19 protein-coding genes are annotated in these 22,792 nt (G+C 63.3%); 11 read left to right on the top strand and 8 right to left on the bottom strand.

Annotation, left to right across the window (positions count from 1 at the left end; genetic code table 11):
• Nucleotides 1–16 precede the first annotated feature (16 nt).
• Both H4W01_RS01095 and H4W01_RS01090 read right to left on the bottom strand, forming a co-directional pair.
• Entirely contained in the window at nt 17–4,249 is a 4,233-nt protein-coding gene (locus H4W01_RS01095) for a trifunctional serine/threonine-protein kinase/ATP-binding protein/sensor histidine kinase (protein ID WP_209609536.1), read from the bottom strand.
• Between the two features lie 194 nt (nt 4,250–4,443).
• Entirely contained in the window at nt 4,444–5,679 is a 1,236-nt protein-coding gene (locus tag H4W01_RS01090) for a cupin domain-containing protein (RefSeq protein ID WP_209609535.1), read from the bottom strand.
• A gap of 368 nt (nt 5,680–6,047) precedes the next feature.
• Here H4W01_RS01090 and H4W01_RS01085 point away from each other — a divergent pair, with 368 nt between their 5' ends.
• Nucleotides 6,048–6,410 carry an HdeA/HdeB family chaperone gene (locus H4W01_RS01085; protein ID WP_209609534.1) on the top strand — a complete coding sequence of 121 codons (363 nt, stop codon included), beginning with the start codon at nt 6,048–6,050 and terminating at the stop codon, nt 6,408–6,410.
• Nucleotides 6,411–6,559: 149 nt separating this feature from the next.
• On the opposite strand, the gene H4W01_RS01080 is transcribed toward H4W01_RS01085, so the two are convergent.
• Nucleotides 6,560–7,402, bottom strand: a complete 843-nt coding sequence (locus tag H4W01_RS01080; RefSeq protein WP_209609533.1) for an alpha/beta fold hydrolase — start codon at nt 7,400–7,402, stop codon at nt 6,560–6,562.
• A gap of 580 nt (nt 7,403–7,982) precedes the next feature.
• On the opposite strand from H4W01_RS01080, the gene H4W01_RS01075 reads away from it, so the two are divergent.
• Complete coding sequence (locus tag H4W01_RS01075; RefSeq protein ID WP_209609532.1) at nt 7,983–8,345, top strand: hypothetical protein; 363 nt, start codon at nt 7,983–7,985, stop codon at nt 8,343–8,345.
• 6 nt (nt 8,346–8,351) lie between these two features.
• Here H4W01_RS01075 and H4W01_RS01070 read toward each other — a convergent pair whose 3' ends face one another.
• The 3 genes from H4W01_RS01070 to H4W01_RS01060 form a co-directional block, all read right to left on the bottom strand.
• The gene (locus H4W01_RS01070; protein ID WP_209609531.1) at nt 8,352–9,020 is read right to left on the bottom strand and encodes a sensor histidine kinase; all 669 of its coding nucleotides are present in this window, start codon (nt 9,018–9,020) and stop codon (nt 8,352–8,354) included.
• 80 nt (nt 9,021–9,100) lie between these two features.
• Nucleotides 9,101–10,396 (bottom strand): MFS transporter, encoded by a 1,296-nt coding sequence (locus H4W01_RS01065; RefSeq protein ID WP_209609530.1) that lies wholly within the window; start codon nt 10,394–10,396, stop codon nt 9,101–9,103.
• 77 nt (nt 10,397–10,473) lie between these two features.
• A complete protein-coding gene (locus tag H4W01_RS01060; RefSeq protein WP_010406552.1) occupies nt 10,474–10,920 on the bottom strand; it encodes a hypothetical protein in 447 nt (148 codons plus the stop codon).
• A gap of 404 nt (nt 10,921–11,324) precedes the next feature.
• Between H4W01_RS01060 and H4W01_RS01055 the strand changes: the two genes are divergently transcribed.
• Entirely contained in the window at nt 11,325–11,993 is a 669-nt protein-coding gene (locus H4W01_RS01055; RefSeq protein ID WP_209609529.1) for a response regulator transcription factor, read from the top strand.
• Between the two features lie 43 nt (nt 11,994–12,036).
• Here the strand turns inward: H4W01_RS01055 and H4W01_RS01050 are convergent, their stop codons facing one another.
• Complete coding sequence (locus H4W01_RS01050) at nt 12,037–13,137, bottom strand: FAD binding domain-containing protein (protein ID WP_209609528.1); 1,101 nt, start codon at nt 13,135–13,137, stop codon at nt 12,037–12,039.
• Nucleotides 13,138–13,295: 158 nt separating this feature from the next.
• Between H4W01_RS01050 and H4W01_RS01045 the strand changes: the two genes are divergently transcribed.
• From H4W01_RS01045 to H4W01_RS01025, 5 genes are all read left to right on the top strand, one after another.
• Complete coding sequence (locus tag H4W01_RS01045; RefSeq protein WP_209609527.1) at nt 13,296–13,583, top strand: hypothetical protein; 288 nt, start codon at nt 13,296–13,298, stop codon at nt 13,581–13,583.
• Nucleotides 13,584–13,663: 80 nt separating this feature from the next.
• Nucleotides 13,664–13,906 carry a histidine kinase dimerization/phospho-acceptor domain-containing protein gene (locus tag H4W01_RS01040; RefSeq protein ID WP_209609526.1) on the top strand — a complete coding sequence of 81 codons (243 nt, stop codon included), beginning with the start codon at nt 13,664–13,666 and terminating at the stop codon, nt 13,904–13,906.
• Between the two features lie 77 nt (nt 13,907–13,983).
• Nucleotides 13,984–14,643, top strand: coding sequence for a response regulator transcription factor (locus H4W01_RS01035; protein WP_209609525.1), 660 nt, complete (start codon nt 13,984–13,986; stop codon nt 14,641–14,643).
• Nucleotides 14,644–14,723: 80 nt separating this feature from the next.
• Entirely contained in the window at nt 14,724–15,098 is a 375-nt protein-coding gene (locus tag H4W01_RS01030; protein ID WP_209609524.1) for a response regulator transcription factor, read from the top strand.
• A gap of 291 nt (nt 15,099–15,389) precedes the next feature.
• Nucleotides 15,390–17,672 carry a TonB-dependent receptor gene (locus H4W01_RS01025; RefSeq protein ID WP_209609523.1) on the top strand — a complete coding sequence of 761 codons (2,283 nt, stop codon included), beginning with the start codon at nt 15,390–15,392 and terminating at the stop codon, nt 17,670–17,672.
• Nucleotides 17,673–17,821: 149 nt separating this feature from the next.
• On the opposite strand, the gene H4W01_RS01020 is transcribed toward H4W01_RS01025, so the two are convergent.
• A complete protein-coding gene (locus H4W01_RS01020; protein ID WP_209609522.1) occupies nt 17,822–18,952 on the bottom strand; it encodes a CaiB/BaiF CoA transferase family protein in 1,131 nt (376 codons plus the stop codon).
• A 287-nt stretch (nt 18,953–19,239) separates the two neighbouring features.
• Here H4W01_RS01020 and H4W01_RS01015 point away from each other — a divergent pair, with 287 nt between their 5' ends.
• From H4W01_RS01015 to H4W01_RS01005, 3 genes are read left to right on the top strand one after another with little or no spacing between them, the layout of a single operon-like run.
• Complete coding sequence (locus H4W01_RS01015) at nt 19,240–20,418, top strand: iron-containing alcohol dehydrogenase (RefSeq protein WP_209609521.1); 1,179 nt, start codon at nt 19,240–19,242, stop codon at nt 20,416–20,418.
• Nucleotides 20,415–21,059, top strand: coding sequence for a TetR/AcrR family transcriptional regulator (locus tag H4W01_RS01010; protein WP_010406541.1), 645 nt, complete (start codon nt 20,415–20,417; stop codon nt 21,057–21,059). Before H4W01_RS01015 ends, H4W01_RS01010 begins: the two co-directional genes overlap by 4 nt.
• A 38-nt stretch (nt 21,060–21,097) precedes the next feature.
• Nucleotides 21,098–22,732, top strand: coding sequence for an AMP-binding protein (locus tag H4W01_RS01005; RefSeq protein WP_334685102.1), 1,635 nt, complete (start codon nt 21,098–21,100; stop codon nt 22,730–22,732).
• Nucleotides 22,733–22,792 lie beyond the last annotated feature (60 nt).

The following is a 22,792-nucleotide window of genomic DNA, read 5'->3' as shown; positions in this document are numbered from 1 at the left end:
GCCGGGGCTCGGCCGGCTAAGCGCCCTCTCCCGGCACGGCACCTTCGGTGGTGCTCGGCAGCTCGAAGGTGAAAACCGTACCGCGTTTGTCGGCATGGCGTGCCGTCAATCGTCCGCCATGAGCCTCGACGATCGATTTGCAGATCGCCAGCCCCATGCCCATCCCCTTCGATTTGGTGGTGAACAGCGGCGTGAAGATGCGCGCGAGATGTTCCGGCGAAATGCCGGTGCCCGAATCCTCCACCCGCACGACGGCGCTGCCCTCTTCCCGGTGTGTCGTAACCGTCAAAGCACGCTCCGCCTCCGGAACGGCCCCCATCGCGTCAATCGCGTTCATCACCAGGTTGAGCACGACCTGCTGCAATTGCACATAGTCCCCGATGACGACGGATTCGGCTTCGTCCAGGTGCAGAATCAGCACGACCGCGCGCTCGTCGATTTCCGCCGCCGTCAGCTCCAGCACGTCGCGCACCACGGCATTCAGGACGACGGGTTTGCGGGATGCGGGTTCCTGCCGGGCCAGCGCGCGAAGGCCGCGGACGATGTCGGCCGCGCGCAAACCGCCGTCCTTGATCTGCTGCAGGCCCGTCACGGCTTCCGGAATATTGGGCTCGACCCGCTTCAACCACCGGATGCTGGCCCCGGCATGCGAAACGATCGCGGCGAGTGGCTGGCCGATTTCATGCGCGATCGATGCGGCGAGCCCGCCCATCACCGAAAGATGCGAGGTCTGCGCCAATTCTGCCCGAGCGGCACGCAGCGCATTTTCGGTCTGCGCGCGACGCGCATCCTCCTCCATCAGCGCGGCGTGCCGGTGCGCGGTGCCAAGCGCGATACTGGCCACCGCAGCGATCCGCTCCATTAAGGCGACGCCGGACGGCGAGCAGCTCTCTGCAGGACAGTGTTCGAGATGCACGATGCCGAGCAACCGATTGCGCTGGAGCAGGGGAATCGACAGGACTTGCCCCTGCTGCCGATCGGCAGTGACAACCGATGTCTGCGTGCGCATCACCGTGTTCAGGATCGTTGGGTCTATGCGCTCGGCGGTGGGGATCACCGCCGCCACGCTGACCTCGATCCCGCCCGGCGTGCGAACCCCCATGGATTCGATGACGGGCTCGCCGTCGCGCAAAATCATCAGCAAGCCACGCTGTGCGCCGGAGCGCTCGATCATCGTGCTGGTCAGCAGCTCGGTCAGCCGGTCAGGGGCGAGTTCCTGAGAGAAGGACAGCGCGAGATCGAGCACCGTATCGACGTCGCGAGTCTGATCGCCTTGCTGGCTGCCAAACCATTCGGGATGATCCGTTTCAAGCAGGGTAGCCTTGGCGGTGGCACCCCAATCGCGATAGCCGGTGCGCGCCGCGCGGCCATGATAGGCAGCGGTCACGCCCAGCCCGATTGCGCTGCAATGGCGCGCGGCCAGTTCGTGGGCCATCGCGCGTTCGTGGCCAAAGTCCCCGCTCGCCTCGATCGCGCGATCGTAAAGCTGCAGGGCCCCCAGCCCCTCGCCACGCAGGCGCGCCATTTCCGCTTCGACGAGCAAGCGCTTATTCTCGAAATTGCGAGGATTGAGCTGGGCCCAGGTCGCCAGCCGGGCGCGATGGACCTCAATCTTGCGCAAGGCGTCTGCACCTTCCCCGTATTGGGCGGCGGTGAGGGCGGAGAACAAGGCGAGATAGGCCAGATCGATATTGGCCGGAAGCGCCCAGGACAGGAGCTCCGCTTCGTCGAGCACCTGCGATGCCCGCGCATAATCCTTGAAGAAATAGGCGGCCATGCCGGCATTCAGGCGAACCCAGAACCGGGTCGAGGCCGAGGTGATGTCGCCCGCGGATTCGAACGGCGGCATCGTTTCGTTCCGGCTCAGCTGACGCACCAGCCCATATTGGCCGCCGATCAGCAACTCGATGTCGCGAAAATTGATGCGGCGAGTCAACTGCAGCCCGCGTTCGGCCTCTTCTTCGACCAGCGCCAGCGGTGCCCCCATCATCAGCAGGTCCGTCACCAGGTGGTTGCGCGCATAACAGGTCATACCAAGATCACCCGCCGCATGCCCCGCCGCAATCGCTTCGCGGATCCGCAGGACGGCGTAGGAAAAGGGCTGCGTCCACGGACTGAGCTGATCGAGCGCGACAAGCGTACCCGTTCGCTGCGTCTCAAATCCATGCCGGTCGACCAGCGCGAGCGCGGCCAGGCCATATTCGAAACCGTCGGCATATTGTCCGTAGAAATCGCACACGAACACCCCGAACCAGGCCAGGCCATAAGCCGACCCCGCAGTGGCCCCATGGGCCAGCGTGAGTTCGACGATCTTGGCGACGTGGATGAAACGCAGCCCGTCATCTGCGAAAATCGCAGCGACCATCGTCGTCAACAAAGCCATGATCGCCTCGATTTCGGGATCATCGGTTTTGGGCAGATCGGCCAGGCTGGCGATCGGGGCATCGCCAAGCGCGATCCGAACCCGCTCATAGGCGGCGTCGCATTCGGCCTGCGCGGGAAAGCGGTGAAGATCGACGCCGAGCAGCGCCAGCCCGGCCAGCCCCGCCGCGATCGAGCCGTCATAATCGGAATGGAGCGTCCGCGTGACCGCCTTCAGGCGATACACCCGCGCCTTGTCGATCGGTTTGGCGGCATGGCCCAACAAGGCGTCGATCGTGCGTTCGGCAACGTCCACAGCACCAATCTGCAACAGATTTTCGATCCTGCGAAAATCGATGTCGAACGCCAAGGTATAATGGGTTTGCCACCATTCGTCGGACGACAGGCGCTTCGCGCCCTCCATGTAGCGCGTGACCTGGTCAACCGCGGCCGTCTGCAACGCGCGATCCGCCGCGTCGACAAGCGCGCGCGCGAACAGCGGCCGGTCGATTATGGCAACATCGCTCACCATCGCCCCGACGACATGGTCGGCGATATCGAATTCGGTGACGCCGGTGGTACCGCGCTGCTCGAGCATCAGGCGCGCAAGCGCGGCATGTCGAACGGGCCGGTCGGCCTCCGGGGTCAAGGCGATGGAAACTTCCATGATGCGGTCATGCGCAAACGCATAGTGCGTGGCATCGCGGTGGAGGAACCCGGCTTCGACCAGCGGGCGTGTCCGCGCCTCCAACGGATCGCGGTCAAGATCCATGAACGCCCCAAGCAAACCGCCATCCGCACGGCTGCCGATCAACGCAAGCGATTGGAGGACTTCGCGTTGCTCGCCCGGCAGACGCTCGACCCGGCTACCGGTAAAGTCGACCACATTGCCGGCGTGCACCGACGTTTCGAGGTTTTGGGCGGTCCAAATCCAGCACTGCCGCGGCTCGTCATAGCGGATCACCCCTTCCTCGCGCAGGCTGCCGAGAACCTGCTGCACGAAGAACGGATTTCCGCCGGTTTTCGCGTGAATGGCGTGCCCCAACGCCCTCAGATCACGATCCGAGCCGCCAAAGGTGTGCTCCAGCATCTCGACGATCGAATCCGGCGCTAACGCCGCCAACGCGATCGGTGTCACCGGAAGCGCGCACGCGCCGATTCCGTCGAGGAAGCCGACGGGCTTTAAATACACATGCGCTTCGTCTTCACGATAGGCCAGGATGACGAGCGTGTTGGCCGGAGGATCGGCGGCCAGACTCATCAGCATTTCAAGCGAGAAGGGGTCAGCCCACTGAATATCGTCCAGGAACAGGATCAGCGGCGCTTCCCGCGTCGCCAGCGCTGCAATCGTCGCCAACAGTGCTTTGTGAAGCCTGACCTTTGCAAGTGCGGGGGACATGTCGGTCCGCGCACCACCGGTTCCTAGCACGATCTCCATGTCCGGCACGAGATCGACGACCAAGCGGGTATCGTTTCCCAATTCCGGCAAAAGGGACGCGCGCAAGCTTTCGAGCATGGCATCGCTTTCGCCGAGCAAGCCATGCGCCAGATGTTTCAATGCCTGCGCTATCGGCACGAACGGCGCATTATGGTGAAGCTGGTCGCATTTGCCCGCCGTGAAGCGGTGCGGCGATGCCGCCATCAACATGCGAAATCTGCGGACCAGCGCCGACTTTCCGACCCCGGACACGCCCGACAGCAACACGATTTCGGAACGACCGCTGGCCCGCACGCGCGCGAGCGCGTCGGCCAGCGCGGCACTTTCGGTGATCCGGCCAAACAGCCGTCGCGTGAAGCTGCCGTCCGATGAACCCTGGCCTGTGAACTCTGCGGCATCGACAGTGCCAAATACGACGCTCGACGAAGGCCTGTGATCGATCGAGGTCATATCAATCCCATACCGCGTAGAAATGTTGCACGCGCCCGTAGCCGCACGCCAAGCTCATCCCGGATCGACGCCCACGCAGTGACGCGACCCCGATGAAGAAGGCTTAGGGTGACCCGAGCACCGAGGATTGTATAATCTGCACACGATCGGAGGCGGGCCGCCGAACGACAGGGTACCCGCCAAAGGTGCCAAGCCTAAGGGGACGGTCGATTGGTCGGGAGGGGGACGATGCCCTGCGTTCCGACCGGAAATTTCGCCAGCGTCTCAGCGTCGATATTGAGGTGCTGGGTGACCAGCGCCGGGGGCAAATGGCTGAGCCAATTGGCGAGCGAGACCTCCTCATAACGATCCGAGCGGAACACCTCGACGAACTGCAGCACGTCATCGCCGGTATTTTCGACATAATGGCCGTAATTGCGCCGCACGACGCCAACGTCGCCGGGGCGAAAATCGGTCGTGGTCGCCTTGGGGCCGGTGTTGAACACCGTCATGCGTGCGCTTCCGCGCAGGTAATATTGCCATTCGTCGGCATTGGGGTGCCAATGCATTTCGCGCATCCCGCCCGGCTCGATCGTGACGAGCGCGGTCGCCACGGTCTTCGCGATTGGAAAGTTGCGGCTGTCCGCGGTCTGGATGCTGCCGCCGCTATTGCTCTTGATGGCGGGCGAGCGCGACAGGCGAAAGATCACCGGCTCGGTCCCTTCCACGACCCTGGCCGCCTTGCGATCGGCGTCGAGATCGCCGGGTTCGTTCGCCGCGAAGATCCAGAGGTTGTGGAGCGGGATATCCTTGAACGTCTCGATCGGCATGCCGAAATTCTTGGCGAGCACCTCGGGCGGCGTGTGCGCGAACCAATCCGTGATGAGGAGGGTGTTGCTTTCGGACTGGGACCCGTCGTCGAAAACGATGACGAATTCGGCACCGTCCGGACCGAGCCCCTGCAGCGAGTGCGGCAGGCCCGGCGGGAAGTACCACAGGTCGCCCGCCTCCACATCTTCAATGCTCGGGCGGCCGTGGCGATCGAGCGTGGTGACGCGGCAGCGCCCGCGCGTCATGATCGCCCATTCCGCCGTCTGGTGCCAGTGCAGCTCGCGGATGCCGCCCGCTTCGAGATACATGTTCACGCCCGAAATTTCGTCGGAGATCGCGAAATCGGCCTGTGTCAGCTCGCGTGCCCAGCCCCCAAGCTGTTGGCGGCGCGGTGAGATGTTGAACGACGACCAGAAGAACGGCTGGGTGCTGATGTCGGTCGCCGGCGCATCGATCTGCGACGGGAACTGGCTTTCGATCACTGGATTGCGCGGGCCGGTCATGCGGCCGCTTTTGGCGTCATCGGTAATGTTCACACGACCCTCGGCCGGCATATCCGGATTGCCAAAAGCAGGGGCCTCATGATGCGGTGAAAGCTGCGCAGCGCGCGGGTCAGTCATGACGATACCTCGACTTTTATGGTGATCCTGACGCCGAACCAAGATCCGTCCGGGCTGTTTCACGGTATGACGAGCCGCTTTGGTGGTGATACCTATACGATCGTTTCGAGTTCTTCCCGTTGACGTCGCCGCATGTCCGCAGACAGATGCCGACACACAGCGTCGCGACCAACACGGGCAATAACGGTGTCATCGCTGGCCAGCGGATACCGATCGCGCCACCGACTCATATCAACGTATTATCAAAATGCGCCCGTCGCGCCGTTACTTTGGCGGCGATCGAAATCGCTTTGGCCGCACAGTACCGGCCGGAGTGTCAGATCGTCCCATGACCCACGCTTGCGAGCGTAACACGAAAGGTTCTTCCCATGCGCAGCTCCTCCTTCTTCGCAGCCAGCATCCTGATGGCCGCTTTGGCGACGCCGGCCTGCTCGCAGAGCACGGCCAAGAACATTCAGGTCAAGAACGGCGTCGTCACCACCGATCAATTCGTAAAAACGCGCAAAGGCGGCCAGGAAATCAGCTGCGAAGACTTTCTCGACATCGAGAACAAGTACAAGCCGCAGGCGATTTCCTATATCATCGGCTACAATAAGGCCCGCAATCCCAGCGTGAAGGCCATCGACATCAGCGCTGTCGACACGCTCACCCCGGTCATTGTCAGCACGTGCAAGTCGCACCCCAAGGGTTCGCTGCACGACACCATCAGCACCGTCATCTACAAGCGCTGATACCCGGGGGGCGGGCCGCAGGGCCCGCCCTCTTTTTGGCGGCCTAGTATCGCGCCCACCGGAAAGAGACGCATTTCCACCAGCAGATACCAAGAAGGGAGGGTGGATTTCTCCACCCTCCCCTTTTTGTCGTCGTGCGGATCCGGGGCTCAGCCCTTCACGAACGCCAGCAGATCCGGGTTGATGACGTCGGCATGGGTGGTCAGCATCCCATGCGGATACCCCTTGTAGATCTTGAGCGTGCCGTTCTGCACGAGCTTGACCTGCAGCATCGACGCGTCCTTATACGGCACGATCTGATCGTCATCGCCCTGCAGGATCAGGGTTGGCACCGCCATTGCCTTCAGGTCATCGGTCTGGTCGGTTTCCGAAAAGGCCTTGATGCCCTCATATTGGGCGATCGCGCCGCCCATCATGCCCTGGCGCCACCAATTGTCGATCACCCCTTGCGAAACCTTCGCGTCGGGTCGGTTGAAGCCGTAAAACGGGCCGGAGGCAACATCGCGATAGAATTGCGCACGATTGGCGGCGAGAGCGGCGCGAAAGCCGTCAAAGACCGATAGCGGCGTGCCGCCGGGGTTGTTCGGCGTCTTCAGCATCAACGGCGGAACCGAGCTGACCAGCACGGCCTTGGCCACGCGTCCCTGCGGCTGGCCGTACCGCGCGACATAACGGGCGACTTCGCCCCCGCCAGTCGAATGACCGATATGGACGGCATTGCGCAGGTCCAGATGCTCCACCACCGCCGAAGCGTCTGCGGCATAATGATCCATATCGTTGCCGGTATCGACCTGGGTGGAATGCCCATGACCGCGGCGGTCATGCGCCACGGTGCGATACCCGTTGGCAAGGAAGAACAGCATCTGCGCGTCCCAATCGTCCGCCGAGAGCGGCCAGCCGTGGTGGAACACGATCGGCTGGGCGTCCTTGGGACCCCAATCCTTGTAGAAGATCTCGGTGCCGTCCTTGGTCTTGATGAATCCGCTGGCCATCTTGGTATCTCCGGTGTGCGTGGGGGGAAGGGGGCGCGCAAAAGTTGCTGTGGGCAGCAACGTCGCGGCAGCGACGCTGGCGGTCCCGACAAGAACCGCGCGCCGGGACGGTTCACGCTTAAGGTTTGACATCCGCATTTGCCCTTTTTGGTGGGAAGGAAGGGAGACGCTGCCCGAAGGAACGTCCGGTCGGTGCCAGGGCATAGGGATTCGGCGGTTGATCGTGTGTGACCACTGGTCCCGAATATGACCGGCACTGCCTATCTAGGTTTCGGGCCGCGCCCCCGAAATTATACAATGGTTTGGAGACGCGGTTTGGAGCGGTCGTCGGGGCGGGCAGCCGCAGGAAAACCGCGCCACCAGCAGGCCTCGGCCATACAAACCTTGGTATGACTTGGATCGCGCCAGCGCCCCCATATTTCGAGGATGTTCGAGCAGTGCCACCCGCGATGATGCGCGTGGTGTGCCTGCGAGACGTGCCGCCCGTCCGCCATCGCGGAAGGGATCTCGGCGATGGCGGCGCACCTCCCCTGCCCCCCGGGTGCGCCGCCATGACGATCGTGTTCCACGGGAGATCGATATGGACGGACGCATTTTCCTCGGCTCGCTTGCCCTCTTCCTGGGCGGCTGCTCGTCCAGCAAACCCGTTACGGTCGTGGGGTGCCCGGATGCAGCCGCGGTCGCCCCGGCCTCCATCGGCGGTGCCGGTTATGTCGCGGGATTGACCGGACGGCTGGGCGGCGGCAACCGTGAAAATGTCGTCGAAGAGGCGGTCAAGGAGATGCGGCGAATGGACCCTGCCATCAGCCCCGACGCCATGACCAACGTGCTGATCGCGGCGGATTGCCCCCTGGCGGTCGCACGGCCGGACCATGATGCCAGCGCCGATCGCGCCCGGATCGCCCAATTCCGCGCACAGATCGATCAGATATTGCCTCAATAAAGCCGGTCAGCACCGATCGACCAGCAAGGTGAAGCAAGTCCCCGGCCGCATGTCGCGCCACGCATAGCGCGCGCGCAGCCGGTCCGCCATCATTGCGATCAGCCGACTGCCAAGCCCGGTGCCCTGTGGGGCGACGCCGCCCGCCATGCCGCGCCCGCGATCCGAGACTTCGAGCTGATAGCCACCGAACGGCATCGCCCGCAGCGAGATCTGGATGTCCCCGGATTGGCCCGGATCATAGGCGTATTTACAGGCGTTTCCGACCAGTTCCGACACGATGATGCCGATTGCGGTCGCGTTGTCCGCCGACAGATGCAGCGCCTCCGCGTCGATGCGGACATGCCGTCCGCCCGCTGCATCGGCGCAGCTCTGCTCCAGATCGCCGGCCAACTCGCCGAGATAGGCCGCCATGTCGACCGAGCGGGCATCGCGCACTTGATACAACAGGCGGTGAACGCCCGCGATCGCGCCGATCCGGCGCTGCGTCATGTCCAGCGCGGCCAGCGCCAGCGGATCGACGATCCCGCGCGCCTCGATCGAAACCATGGCAGCAAGTAATTGCAAGCTGTTGGCGACGCGATGATTGACCTCGTCGGCCGCGCTCGGTTCGGGCATCGGCGGCAACACTGTGATCTGGGGCGCGAAACCCGGCTTCGGACTTTCTGTTGCGATCATCGCACTTTCCTTCCAATTCTCCGGTGCAAACGTGTCACTCTGATCTCTTGGAACCACTGCGGATGCTATCATACGGAAGTTTATGCACAGCGCTTTCCGTATCGCATTGAGCGGGGTGCCCCGGAATCCTCTGCATCGCCGTTCGGGGCCGGGTGCAGGCCCAGGAAATGCCACCCGACCCATGCCGCGACGATGCACGCCAGCGCACCCACCACGATCGCCCAGCGCGGACTGAGCGCTGCAACAAAGCCGATGATCGTTGCGCCGATCGGCGTGGATCCGACAAAGGCGGTCGACCACAAACCCGTAACCCGACCCCGATATTCGGGCGCGGCGGCAAGCTGGATCGTGGAATTTCCGGTCGTGATGAAGGTGATGCTGGCCAGGCCCACCACGATCAGCACCGGTACCGCCACCGGCAAGGACGGCGCAAAGGACAGCGCCAGCATCGCCGCCGCATAAAGCGCGGCGGCGCGTACCAGGCGGGGCAAGCCCGTTGCCGGACGGACCATGCAATAGAAACCACCCAGCACCGACCCCGCGCCGAACGCGCCGAGCAGCCAGCTATAGGTCACAGGTGCGGGGTTCAGCTCCATCTTCGCGAAGATCGGCAGGCTGACCTCAAACTCGTAGGTAAAAGTGCCGATCAGCGCCATCATCGCGATCGGCCCAATAATCTCGGGCACGGTCGCGGCATATCGCAGGCCCTGCAGCACCTGACCGCGCGCCACCGCTACGCGTTTTACCGGGAACAGCGCGCGGGTGTCCATCGTAGCGAGCGCGAACAGCACGGCTGCAAAGCTGATGGCGTTGATGAGAAAGCACCATCCGATGCCGACCGTGCTGACCAGCCCGGCGGCGACCAGCGGCCCAAGCGCCCGCCCGACATTGACCATCGTGCTGTTGATGGTGACGGCGTTGCGGATCAGACCTTTGCCGACCATTTCGGGGATGAACGCCTGGCGGGCAGGGTTGTCGAGTGCCGACAGCGTGCCAAAGACCAGCGCCACGACGAACACCACCCACATCTGCATGTGATGCGACAGGACGAGAGCGCCCTGCAGCACCGACAACAGCGCCAGCGAACAGGCGGTGAGGATCAGGATGCGGCGCTTGTCGTGGCGATCGACGATCAGGCCGGCATAGGGCGTCAGCAACAGCACCGGCAGATACCGCGCGGCGGTGGCGAGGCCCACCGCGACCGCCGAATTGGTCAATTGCAGGACGAGCAATGCCTGTGCGACGGTTTCCGTCCACGACCCGACCAGGCTGATGCCCTGGCCCGTGACGAACCGTCGAAAATTGGGGGTTCCGAGGGCGGCGAACGGCGGCATCGGGCCTGGCAAGGCTAGGCCGCTTGGATCCGTGTCTGGCATTGGCCCTCCCCTTCAAAAATCAAAATGGCGCGCCGCAAGCATCGGATGCTCCAGTCGAGCGGCGCGCCTGCTCGCCGTTACCAGCCGCGATAGCGCCCGAAGCCCCAGCCGCGGTTGAAGCCGCCCCAGGCACCCCAGTTCCAGGCCGGATTCGCGTAATCCTCCGCCGCCATCTGCTGCGTGTCGGCCAGCTTCTGGGCCTGCATCGCCTTCACATACGCCCCGTAAGCCTGTTGGGTGCCGACATAGATGCAGTTGCAATTCTTGGTATCGGCATAGACGTAATGCACCATCTGCCCCTTCACCCGGCGGATGAATCTGTTCTTGGGGAGTTGGGCGATCATCGCGACGCGCTCGGGCGTGCTGGCCGGGCGATCGACGAAACCGGCAGCGAGCAACGCGTCTTCGGTTTTCTGAATGCTCTTGGTCGAAGCCGCCATTGCCGGCGCAGACAGGCCCACCACCAACAGACCAACCGCCGTCAGGGCGGCGAATGGGCGCGCATAGCTGTTTCCGTTGCTCATTAACTTTCTCCTCCGATTCGACCAGCGCCACACCGGCACTGTTTCCTGACCAGGACAAAATCGCCCCAGGAGGCACCAGGCCTCGGGTCTCATCTAGAAATTCGATGCAGCCGTTAAATTTATACTTTCGTTTAAAGATACTTAGCGTTTGAAAGCGGCGTCCATCGTCTCGGGTCGCGGAAGCATTTCTGCAGCGTCTGCGGCCCGCTCCCTTTCCGCGCGCCCGGCAAAAGCGCGCGGTACCACAGCCTCCGCCTCTGTGCCGGACATGGTCGTTCGCGCCACCATACCTTGGTGTAGGGCTGCTGCTCGCTTGGATGGTAGCCCGTCCCAAGCGGCGGATGGCATATTCCCCTCGGTCGAGCGGCTGCGGCTGCCTTTGACGAGCAAGTGGGAGACACGCGATGAGCATTTCGGAAACAGCAAGCCCCCCCGCCCTCATCTGTGTGATCGATGACGATCGCGACGTTTGCAGCGCGATCGACAACCTGTTGCGCGCGGCGGGGTTCATGGTGCGCACCTTCACCGCGCCCGCCGACTATCTGGCCTGCCCCCGCGCAAAGGATGCGGCGTGCCTTTTGCTGGATGTCCGTCTGAACGGGGCGAGCGGTCTCGACTTCCAACGGGAGCTGCGCGAGCGCGATGCCAAGGTTCCGGTCATCCTGATGACCGGATATGGCGACATCCCGATGACGGTGCAGGGCATGAGAGCGGGCGCGGTCGATTTCCTGACCAAGCCGTGCGCCGATGACAAGATCCTCGCGGCAGTCGACGAGGCGGTCCGCCTCAACGCCGTCCGCCGGGCCGAGACGCGCAAAAGTGACACGGCGCGCCCGCTTTACGAGACGCTGACGCCGCGCGAGCGCGAGGTGATGAGCCTGGTGACAGCCGGCCTGCTCAACAAGCAGGTGGCATCGCGCCTTGGTGTCAGCGAAATCACCGTCAAGATTCACCGCGGAAACATGATGCGCAAGATGCGCGCGCAATCGCTTGCCGACCTGGTGCGCATGGCGGAAGTGCTCGGCGCGCGCGAAGAAAGCGCGGCCCGCTTCGCCGCACCGGTGCCGTTCTAGGCGTCCCAACACCCGTCCCTCTAAGCCCGGCGCGCGTGGCCGATCAGGCCATGAAGTCCCCCAGTCGCCGGCCATATTGCGTGATCGCGCGCCCGACCGGCAGCCGCTCGCGTTGATAGTGCAGCAAGGCCTGTTCGACGGGCGCGGCCGCCAGTGCCTCGGCCAGTGCGAGCGAATCCGCCGCCGCCTTGGCCACCCCCATCGCAGTGTGCGGACGCGCGACGAAGGCACTGTCACCAAGCAGCGCCAAACGGCCACGGACCATCTGCGGGGTCTCATAATCGAAGATCGCTTGCACAAACGGCTCCGGCTCGGCGTGCAACGCATCCCTGAATTGCGGTGGCAACTGCGTTTCGGCGTCGTGGCGCAAGGTGGACCTGGCCGCGTTCGATAGTTGCTTTGGCGCAAGGGAGAAGGGGTGCACCCGCCCCTCGCGGTCCGTCAGCGTGGCGCTCAGATCGGCTTCGCGTCGATACCACACCCAATTGTACCGCCGATGGCCTTGATCGATCTCGCCGCGCGGCCCCGGCACGACATAGCCCAGCGCCTGCGTCCGCTGCGCTGTGTAGAAGGCGAAACGGTCGAGCAAGGTGCTCGCCGCCGATGCCGACAAGGCGCTTTCCGGGATCAGGCCACGCCACGCGACATAGCCGGTATAGCGCGCATTTTGCGTGCCGCCGATGACGGCCGACCGCACCGCCGACCCGATCCCGTCGGCACCGATCACGAGTTCCGCCTCCGCGCGCGCACCGTCGGCGAACTCGATCCAGGCCAAGCCGTCGTCCTGGCCCGCGCGCTGGACCAGCCGCCCGACGCTGTAATTTTCCTCCCCCACAAGGCCGCGCAGGCCGGTGTAGAGATGATCCCACGACACGTGCAGTTGCGGCGTGGCGGCGCGATCAACGATGCGACCGGCGAGGTCGAGAAAAATCCGCTCCCGCGCGACCACGCCGACACTCGCCAAATGGTTGAGCCCGAGCAGACGCAAGGTCGCGAAGACATCCTCCTGCGGCACCAGCCCGGCACCGCGCCCGGCGAGGCCCGCGCGCGACCGCTCATAGACATGGACCGTGTGCCCGGCCTGTTGCAGCAACGCCGCCGCAAAGAGCCCGCCGAGCGAGCCTCCGACAATTGCAATCCGCATCACGCGCCCTTCCCGTCCGTGCGGGACGCCAGCGCTATCATAACGGACCGCAACAGCGGGCCGGTCGCTATGGCATTCATGGGTCACATCCTGAGGTTTCGGATGGGCACCGTGTATTAGCCGGCATTCTGCGCAGTAATCATACAATCGTATATTCGGTGGGCTTGGAACATGGTCGGCATTTTCCAACCGCGCCAAGCGCGCCGCACAAGGGCATCCGTCCCCGCGAACATCATCCTGTCTTGATGTGGACCGCCGCGCTTTTCGATGTCGGCGCGCGCGATCTTACAGGGACGGCAAAAGACGTTTTGCGTCGCCACTGGGACATTCGACCGATCCGAACAGGCACGCGCGCGGCGCTCAGCAAAGCTGGGCGCAATATGGGACAAGCTTTGGTTATTGTGTGCGATTTCGACAATAATCGTCCGCCGCCGCTGGTATCGTAACGTCGCATGCGGCCACGCATTTTTCTTCGCGCTTACCGCTTCACGGCTCCCCTCCAACCGCAATGGACTGGTGAAATCGAATGACACCAAGCGATGCCAACGGCACCGAAGGCGGCAAAGGAGAAATCCAGGCCGCTTCGATCATACACGAGATCAACCAGCCGCTTTCCAGTATCCTCTCCAATGCCGGTGCCGCGCTGCGCTGGCTCAAGCGCGATCACCCCGATCTTGAGGAAGTGGAGAGCAGCCTGCGCGATATCCAGAAATGCGCCGAACACGCCGCCGCCATGGTCCGCACCTTGCGAAACCTGCCCCAGCCATAGGCCAGCCCGGCGAGACGCGGTAAAGCGCAAAGCCCGATCGCGGCGATGGTCGGGAGACGGGAAGGAAGGGAGATCGGGTGGCACGACGGACGCAGGAGACAGACGGCAGCGATCATCACGGCGAACCGACGGTCATCATCGTCGATGATGACGCACTGGTGCGCTCCGCGATGGATTCGCTGTTTCGCTCGATCGGCCTGCGAACGCTCACCTTCGATTCAGCGCAGACGCTGTTCGAACACGCGTTGCCAAAAGGGCCCAGCTGCCTGGTGATGGATGTCCGCCTGCCGCGCATGAACGGGTTGGAAATCCAGGCGAAACTGATGGAACGCGGTGACCGCGCGCCGATCGTTTTCATCACCGGGCATGGCGACATTCCGATGAGCGTGCGCGCCATGAAGGCGGGCGCGATCGACTTTCTCGCAAAGCCATTTCGCGATCAGGATATTATCGATGCCGTCGAAACCGCACTCGATCGCGACCGAAAGCGGCTGGAGGACGAAGATGCGATCGCCGCGGCCGCACAGCGCCAAGCCTCGCTGACACCTCGCGAACGCGAAGTCATGGAACGCGTCGTGGCCGGGCTGATGAACAAGCAGATCGCCGCCGACCTTGGCCTCAGCGAAATCACCGTGAAGCTGCACCGCGGCAGTATGATGCGCAAAATGGGCGTGCGCACGGTCGCCGATCTGGTACGGCTTTCCGAAGCGATCGGGCGGCGCGGCGTCCCATCCTAAACTTGTGTATGGTTTTGCGCGCCCCGCGAACGCTCTAGCAGGGAAGCGGTCGCCAAAGTCGGCCATGACCAGGAATTTCGATGACCTTGCAGCAGCGGACGGTGGCGATTGTCGAGGATGACGACCTCGTACGCTCGGCGACAGCTAGCCTGATCCGTTCGCTCGGCCTGGAGGCGGCGCAATTTCCCTCTGCGCCCGAATGCCTCGCGGCCGACCCTGACCAGTTCGGCTGCATCATCTCCGACATCAACATGCCCGAAATGTCAGGCCTGGAGTTTCAGGACGCGCTTCGCACGCGCGGCATTGCGGTGCCGCTGATCTTGATGACCGCTTATCCCACCGACGACCTGCTCACCCGCGCGCTGGACAACGGTGCGCATTGTTTTTTGCAGAAGCCGTATAGCCCCGACACCCTGGTCGATTGCCTGGCGGACATCTTCGGCCCACTCGAGTGAAGCGCGCCACACCGGCCTGAGATGCGCTAAATAGCGCGGCACGGCCCGTCTCTGGCCCTGCGGCTCTGCCACCACCGCGACCATAGCTGCCGTAGCGCCGTCGCCCTCCCCCCGACCTTATGCTCGCGACCGTCCGTCGGGATGACGCGGTGCGGCGACGCTGCGAGAGACTGCCGGGACACCAAAAACCGAGCGCAACATCCGCTTGAATACCGATGTAAAGAAAGATATACCCGTCAGTATCAAAAGATGCCGCGTGATCAAGCGTGGCCGAAAAATAGGGGAGTTCGGATGCTGCGACGCTTTTTGCTGGCGCGTTACGCGCCTTTGGCCATGCTGATGGTGCCCGCCCTTGCCCATGCGCAAACGGCACCCGTTACGCCTCCCTCCCCGCCCGCCTCCGCCGATCAGGACGGGATCCAGGATATCATCGTCACGGCGACGCGCCAAAACACCTCGCTAAGCCGAGTCCCCGGGGCAGTCAGCGCAATCACCGGTGCCGATCTCGGGCCGGGCGGGGTCTCCAATATCGGTGACCTTCAGGTTGTCGTCCCCAACGTGTCGATCGGCGATCAGTTCGGCGTCAACCGGACCTTCATCCGCGGCGTCGGGCTCAACAATTTCGATGTCGGTGGCGAAGGCGCGGTCGCCTTCTTGCAGAACGGTGCCATTCTGCCCCGCCCGGCGCAGCAGTTGAGCGGTTTCTTCGATCTCGAGCAGATCGAAGTGCTGCGCGGGCCGCAGTCGATTCTCTACGGACGCGGCGCAACCGCAGGCGCGATCAATCTCGTCACCGCGCGTCCGAAGGAGGAGCTGCAAGGCTTTATCCGCGCGACCTACGGGGACTATAACGCCAAGATCATCGAGGGCGCGGTTGGTGGCAGCGTGTCCGGGGACGACCGCCTGCTCGCGCGGATCGCCGGCAAATATGAAAAACGCGACGGCTACGGCAAGAATTTGTTTACAGGCGGCGACGTCGACGATCGCGACGCGTACGCGCTGCGCGGCACGATCATCGCCAACTTCAATCCGTCGGTGCGCGCAACGCTGGTCCTCGATCATTTCAACGAGGACGATCACAATTACGCGTTTCACTATTTCGGGCCGTCGGTCGTTCCGGAAAACCAGCTGCCGCATACGCTGCTCGGCGGCAAAACGGTGATCGGCTATTATGCGTCGATCGGTCAAACCCCCAACCTGCGCAATATCTATTCCGATCAGGAAGCGATCAATCGTCGCAAAGGCTATGGCGCGACCGGAACGCTCGACTTCAATCTCGGCGCGGCCACGATCAAAACAATCACCGCCTATCGCAGCTTCGACCGTTTTCAGCGCGACGATCTGGATTCGTCGCAAGTCAATTTGGCCGGCCAGAACAATTACGTCGAAAAAAGCAGGTCGTTCAGCCAGGAAGTCACGGTCAATTACCAGCGTGGCGGCTTATCGCTGCTCGGCGGCGCGATGTATCTGCACGAGAAGCTGTCGGGCCAGGTGCTCGTGCCGACCACGAACCTGGCCTTGCTGTTCGGCCTGCCGGCGAGCACGTTCGACAATGGTGCCTATGAGCAAAAGGGCGTCGTCAAGATCGATGCCGTCGGCGTCTATCTGCAGGCCAGTTATGAGCTCAGCCCGGCGGTGAAGGTCACGCTCGGCGGTCGCTACAATTATGAGCATCGCAGCGGCGATGGCTATTTTCGGTTCGATGCGATTGGGCTGAACATTCCAACCAACGTCGCGAAAGGATGGTCGTCGGTTACGCCCAAGGCGCTGATCGAATATCATCCCACCACGACGACGATGCTGTACGCCAGCGTCACTAAGGGTTTCAAATCGGGCGTGATCAATGTCGGGAGCACCGACCCGGCGATCGATCCTGAAACGGTATGGAGCTATGAGGGCGGCTTCAAGCAGCGCTTTGCCAACAATCGCGTACTGCTGAGCGGTGCGATTTTCTATTATGATTACAAAAACTTGCAGGTTAGCTTCGTCAACGCGAACAGCATCGTCCAAACGATCAACGCGGCGACCGCGCGCAACTATGGCGGCGAACTCGAGCTGGAAGCGCGGATCGTCGGCGGCCTCTCGATCAATGCCAATGCGTCGTATCTGAATGCCAAGTTCACGAAGTTCTGCAACGCCTATTACGGTGCCGCCTTTCCGGCGCGCGCGGGCATCTCTTATGCGCCATGTCCCAACCAGCCGGGCCTGGTCGATTTGAGCGGCAACAGTCTTCCCAATGCGCCGCGAACGTCGTTCGGCGGTGGTTTCACCTGGGATGTGCCGGTCGGCAGTGGAAAGATCACGCTGAACGGCGACGCGAAGTGGCAGTCCAAGGTCTACTTCACCGAGTTCAACAATCGCGACGCCGAACAGGGCGCATATGCGATGGCCAATGCCGGTCTGACCTATCACGCCGCCAAGGATCGCTGGTCACTCGGCGTATGGGTCAAGAATATCGGTGATGAGTTCGTGATCGCGAACAACATCATTGCGGCGGCCACCTATCAATTCCCGCGTGTCGGCTCGTTGATGCCGCCAAGGACGTACGGCGCTACGCTTGGCATCAATTTCTGAAGCCTGCCTGACGGCAGCGCTGGTGCGACCGGGGTAGACCGGCGCGTGGCGACGCTGCGGCATCGCCACGCGCCGCTGATCCCGTCGCATGACGGGGGAGCGCGCATCGGCCGGGGGTGATGTGCGAAGCGAAGGGCGCTTGGCCGGTCCTATCCCCCAGTATCTGGCGCGAAGTGGGCCGGGTCGATGCCCCATGCCCGCAACCGATCCTCGCCGCCTTCGCCAGGCTCAACCGGTGCGGTCGGAAGGGTTGGCGGGGTGCGATCGAAACGCGGTGCCGGTGCCGGCTGCAGCACGCCAGACACCGCGACATGCACGCCGCGCGCGACGTTTGCCGGGTGCTCCGTCGCCTCCTGCGGGCTGAGCACGGGACTGAGGCACGCATCGAACGGCGCGAAATGCTCGATCCATCCATCGCGCGTGCGCGTGGCAAAGATCGCTTCCAACTGCGCGGCGCGCGTGGCCCAACAGGACGGATTGAGGTGATCGCCAAAGTCGGCAGGATCCAGCCCGAGACCGCGGATCAGCTCTGCATGAAATTGCGGCTCAAGCGCCCCGACCGCGATAAACTTGTCGTCGGCGGTTCGGTAGCACCGATAGAAATACGCGCTGCCGTCCAGCAAATTGCCCCCGCGCCCCGGATGCCATCGCCCCATTGCGGTCCATGCGAAGATTTGCGTCGCCAGCAACGATGCACCATCAACCATGGCGGCATCGACGATCTGCCCGCGCCCGCTGACGGATCGTTCGAGCAGAGCGCTGAGCACGCCAACGACCAGGAGCATGCCGCCGCCGCCGAAATTGGCGACATAATTGATCGGCGGCACCGGTGGCCCGTCGAACGGCCCAATCAGGTCGAGCCCACCCGTCATCGACAGGTAGTTGATATCGTGCCCGGCTTTGTGCGTCATCGGGCCCGTCTGGCCCCATCCGGTCATGCGGGCGTAGATGAGACGGGGATTTGCCGCGAGCAGCGGATCCGGCCCCAGCATCAGACGTTCCATGACGCCCGGCCGAAACCCTTCGATCAAAACATCGGCCCGACTGGCCAATTCGAGCGCCAGCGCGCGACCGGGATCGGACTTCAGGTCCACCACGACCGAGGGCCGACCCCGGTTGAGGAAATCGGCGCGATCGTCCCCGCCCCCAAACGTCTCGGTTCGGCGACGGTCAATGCGCACCACCTCCGCGCCCAGATCGGCAAGCACCATCGCCCCGAACGGGGTCGGGCCCAGGCCGGCAAATTCGACGACGCGGATACCAGAGAGAGGGCCGCTCATTGAACGACCGCCGCAGACCGTGCGCAGCGGTGCCCGACGGCTCTTTTCGCGCGGCGCGCGGGATCAAGAGAGACTAATCGTTGATCCATCCAGGCTATCTCTGTCTTCGTGGTGGCGACCGGCGATGCGCCCGGCAATGTGCCTACCGGCTACCGAGGGGTAGAGAGAGGGTCAAGCCGCCACCCGGTGATTTTTGAATAATGGTATGAAAATATACTAGTCAGTATCACCAGTGGCGTGCATACTGCTCATCACAAGCGCAAAGATATGCGAGAGAGGATAAGGCCGTGACGAGCGTCATTCCGACCCAGATGACTTTTACGACGACCGAGCGCGTCACGATGGGGCAGCCCGCGCGCGACGCGCTTCGCGCACAAGCCGAGGCGATGGGCGCACGCAAGGTGTTCCTGCTGACCTCCGACAGTCTGCGCCGCAATACCGACGAAATCGCACAGATTGAGATCGCGTTGGGCGATCGTCACGCCGCCACGCATAGCGGGATCGCCTCGCACGCGCCGCGCGCGGACGTTCTCGCCGCAGCCGAGGCCGCACGCGCCGCCGGAGCGGACCTGATCGTCGGCATCGGGGGTGGCTCGGTCATCGACGCGGGCAAGATCGTGCCGTTGTTGCTCAAGCACGACGTGCGGACGGTCGAGGATTTCGAGCCGCTGCGCACCTTCGTCGATGGCGACGGCACTGTGATCAATCCGATAAAGATCGGACCCGACATTCGGACGATTTGCGTCCCCACCACCTTGTCCGGCGGAGAGTTCAACGCCCTGTCGGGCTCGACCGACGAGGTCACGGCGCACAAGCAGGGCTATGAGCATCGCAACATGGCCCCGGTCATGGTGGTGCTCGATCCCGCCATCACGCTGCACACGCCCGAATGGCTGTGGTTGTCGACCGGCGTCCGGTCGGTCGATCATGCGGTGGAAACGCTCGCCTCCGACAAGTCGAACGACTTCGCCAATGGCTTGGCGGACAATGCGCTCCGCCTGCTCGTCGAGGGGCTGACGCGCGCCAAGGCCGATCCCACGGACCTGGAAGCCCGCCTCAAGTGCCAGATCGGTGCCTGGCAATCGATGATCTCGATCATCGGCGGGGTCCCGATGGGGGCCAGCCATGCGATCGGGCATATTCTTGGTGGCACCTGCGGCGTCCCGCACGGCCATTGTTCCTGCGTGATGTCGCCCTATGTCCTCGACTGGAATGCCGAATATGACGACAGTCGGCAGCATCGCATCAATGCCTGTCTTGGCGCTACGCACCCGACGGCGGCAGCGAGCCTCGATGCGCTGATCCGATCGCTCGGAATGCCGCGGACGTTGGGCGAAGTGGGCGTCACCGCAGACCGCTTCCAGCAGGTGGCGGAATATACCATGCTTGATATATGGGGACGGACCAATCCGCGCCCCGTGACGTCGCCGTCGGATATCTTGGAAATTCTCAGAAGGGCCGCATGACCAAATCCAGCGCCGCCGCGAAAAACCCGGCCGGTTACGAATCGAGCTTGCGGGAAATCAAGCCGGGCGTTGTCGCCTATAAGCGCGCGCGCATTCTCGCGGAAGCGAGCGCGCTGTTTTACGAGAAGGGGTATGAATCGGCGACGCTCGAAATGCTCGCCGACCGTCTGAGCGCCACCAAGCCGTTTCTGTACACCTATTTCAAGGGTAAGAGCGCGATCCTGAGCGCGATCTGCGAAGCGGGCGTCAAGGAGTCGCTCGCGGCGCTCGACCGGATCGAGGAAATCGAGCGGCGGCCGATCGACAAACTCAAGGCGTCGTTACGCGAAGTCGCGGAAATCATCGTCGCACGACACGAATATCTCGTGATCTACCAGCGCGAGATGATGAACCTCGACCGCGCCGACGCGCAGCGCATTTTGCGCCTGCGGCACGAATTCGATCTGCGCATCGGGAAGTTGATCGATGATTGTGTCCAGGATGGCGCGGTCACCGTCGCCAATGCGGCCGGCATGTCGATCTGGATCGGCGGCCTGCTGAGCTGGATCATCCATTGCTATCGGCCGGGCAGCAAACGGTCGGCGGAAATGGTGGTCGATCAGGCGGTCGCGGCCTGTCTGCGCCTTATCGCCGTGGATTGACGACTGCCCTCGCTCAACATTTTCGAGGTGAAGGTGTTATGACTATGACTGTGGCGAGCGGAAGCCGCGACTTTGCCGATCCGCGAATCCCCAATCGCAACGAATGCGTCCTGCGCTATCTGGTCGATCGCTGGGCCGACGAGCGCCCCGACAAGACCCATGTTATTTTCGAAGATGGCGAGGAGTGGAGCTATGCCGAGCTCCGCCGTCGCGTGGTCTCCAAAGCGGCAGGTCTGCAGCGGCTGGGCGTCCGTCAGGGGGACCACGTTGCGGCATGGCTTCCGAGCGGGCGCGATGCCCTGATCGCCTTTTACGCGATCAATTATATCGGCGCGGTCTTCGTGCCGTTCAACACGGCCTATCGCGGCAAGATGCTGGGTCATGTGGTGCGCAATTCGGGCGCGACCGTGATGATCGTGCACCCCGATCTGGTCGAGCGCCTGGCCGAAATCGATCGCGCCGAGCTTGCCCAGCTCGTGATCGTCTCGGATGCGCCAGCACCCGATATCGGTCTGCCGGCGGTGCGCTTCGACGAGGTCGGCGGGGAAACGCTTGATCCGCTGGACCGTCCGATCGAGCCATGGGATATCCAGTCGATCATTTACACCTCCGGGACGACGGGCCCGTCCAAAGGGGTGCTGTCGTCCTATCTGCACATGTTTTCCAACGCCGGACCGGAATCCTGGCCGATGGTGGGGGAAGACGATCGCTATATGTGCGTCGCCCCGATCTTTCACATTGGCGGCATGGGCCCGCCTTTCGTCATGCTGGCGCGCGGGGCATCGGTCGCGCTGATCGAATCCTTCTCGACCGACCGCTTTTGGGACATTGCCCGCACGACGCAGGCGACAGTCGTTTTCCTGCTGGGCGTGATGGCGACATTCCTGATGAAGCGCCCGCCCGCGCCCGAAGATCGCGATCACTGCGTGCGCGCCGCCTTCATGGTGCCGCTGACCGATGACGCCGCAGCCTTCACCGAGCGGTTTGGCGTCGACATCTACACGATCTTCAACATGACCGAAATCTCGTCGCCCGTGGTATCCGAAGCCAACCCGGTCAAGCGCGGTACGTGCGGCAAGGTCAGGCCGAACGTCGAGGTGCGGCTGGTGGACCACAACGACTGCGAAGTGCCCGTCGGCGCGATCGGCGAAATGCTGGTGCGGACGGACCGTCCCTGGGCGATGAACAGCGGCTATAATCGCAACCCCGAAGCAACCGCTGCGGCTTGGGCCAATGGCTGGTTCCATACCGGCGACGCCTTCCGCCGCGACGCGGATGGCTATTTCTATTTTGTCGACCGGGTGAAGGACGCGATCCGGCGGCGCGGCGAGAACATTTCGTCGTTCGAGGTCGAAGTGGAGGTTTGCGCGCACCCCGACGTGCGCGAGGCCGCCGCAATCGCCGTGCCGAGCGAATATTCGGAGGACGAGGTGATGGTGGTCGTGGCCCCGGTGCCGGGGCGGACCATCACGCATGAAGATCTCGCCGCCTTCCTGATCCGCCAAATGCCGTACTTCATGGTGCCGCGCTATATCCGGATCATGGACGAATTGCCCAAGACGCCGTCGGCCAAGGTGCTCAAGGTCGATCTGCGCCAGGAGGGGATCACGCACGACACCTGGGATCGCGAGAAGGCCGGAATGCGCGTGCGGCGCGAGGTGTTTTCCGCCTGACGGCGTGACCTTACCGCCCCGATGTTTCTCGTTCGACCTAATGACAGCGGCGTAATACGT

The sequence above is a fragment of the Sphingomonas sp. PL20 genome, assembly GCF_017875905.1.
In the GTDB taxonomy this organism is placed as follows: Bacteria; Pseudomonadota; Alphaproteobacteria; order Sphingomonadales; family Sphingomonadaceae; genus Sphingomonas; species Sphingomonas echinoides.
Note: the sequence above shows the minus strand (reverse complement) of the source record. Positions and strands in the feature narration are given on the sequence as shown.

Excerpts from the sequence above, each read along its gene's own strand:
- H4W01_RS01025 (WP_209609523.1), top strand. The coding sequence starts at position 15,390 with ATGCTGCGACGCTTTTTGCTGGCGCGTTACGCGCCTTTGGCCATGCTG.
- H4W01_RS01040 (WP_209609526.1), top strand. The coding sequence starts at position 13,664 with ATGACACCAAGCGATGCCAACGGCACCGAAGGCGGCAAAGGAGAAATC.
- H4W01_RS01080 (WP_209609533.1), bottom strand. The coding sequence starts at position 7,402 with ATGGCCAGCGGATTCATCAAGACCAAGGACGGCACCGAGATCTTCTAC.
- H4W01_RS01070 (WP_209609531.1), bottom strand. The coding sequence starts at position 9,020 with ATGATCGCAACAGAAAGTCCGAAGCCGGGTTTCGCGCCCCAGATCACA.
- H4W01_RS01090 (WP_209609535.1), bottom strand. The coding sequence starts at position 5,679 with ATGACTGACCCGCGCGCTGCGCAGCTTTCACCGCATCATGAGGCCCCT.
- H4W01_RS01010 (WP_010406541.1), top strand. The coding sequence starts at position 20,415 with ATGACCAAATCCAGCGCCGCCGCGAAAAACCCGGCCGGTTACGAATCG.
- H4W01_RS01060 (WP_010406552.1), bottom strand. The coding sequence starts at position 10,920 with ATGAGCAACGGAAACAGCTATGCGCGCCCATTCGCCGCCCTGACGGCG.
- H4W01_RS01030 (WP_209609524.1), top strand. The coding sequence starts at position 14,724 with ATGACCTTGCAGCAGCGGACGGTGGCGATTGTCGAGGATGACGACCTC.
- H4W01_RS01050 (WP_209609528.1), bottom strand. The coding sequence starts at position 13,137 with ATGCGGATTGCAATTGTCGGAGGCTCGCTCGGCGGGCTCTTTGCGGCG.
- H4W01_RS01020 (WP_209609522.1), bottom strand. The coding sequence starts at position 18,952 with ATGAGCGGCCCTCTCTCTGGTATCCGCGTCGTCGAATTTGCCGGCCTG.
- H4W01_RS01085 (WP_209609534.1), top strand. The coding sequence starts at position 6,048 with ATGCGCAGCTCCTCCTTCTTCGCAGCCAGCATCCTGATGGCCGCTTTG.
- H4W01_RS01095 (WP_209609536.1), bottom strand. The coding sequence starts at position 4,249 with ATGACCTCGATCGATCACAGGCCTTCGTCGAGCGTCGTATTTGGCACT.
- H4W01_RS01005 (WP_334685102.1), top strand. The coding sequence starts at position 21,098 with ATGACTATGACTGTGGCGAGCGGAAGCCGCGACTTTGCCGATCCGCGA.
- H4W01_RS01055 (WP_209609529.1), top strand. The coding sequence starts at position 11,325 with ATGAGCATTTCGGAAACAGCAAGCCCCCCCGCCCTCATCTGTGTGATC.
- H4W01_RS01065 (WP_209609530.1), bottom strand. The coding sequence starts at position 10,396 with ATGCCAGACACGGATCCAAGCGGCCTAGCCTTGCCAGGCCCGATGCCG.
- H4W01_RS01075 (WP_209609532.1), top strand. The coding sequence starts at position 7,983 with ATGGACGGACGCATTTTCCTCGGCTCGCTTGCCCTCTTCCTGGGCGGC.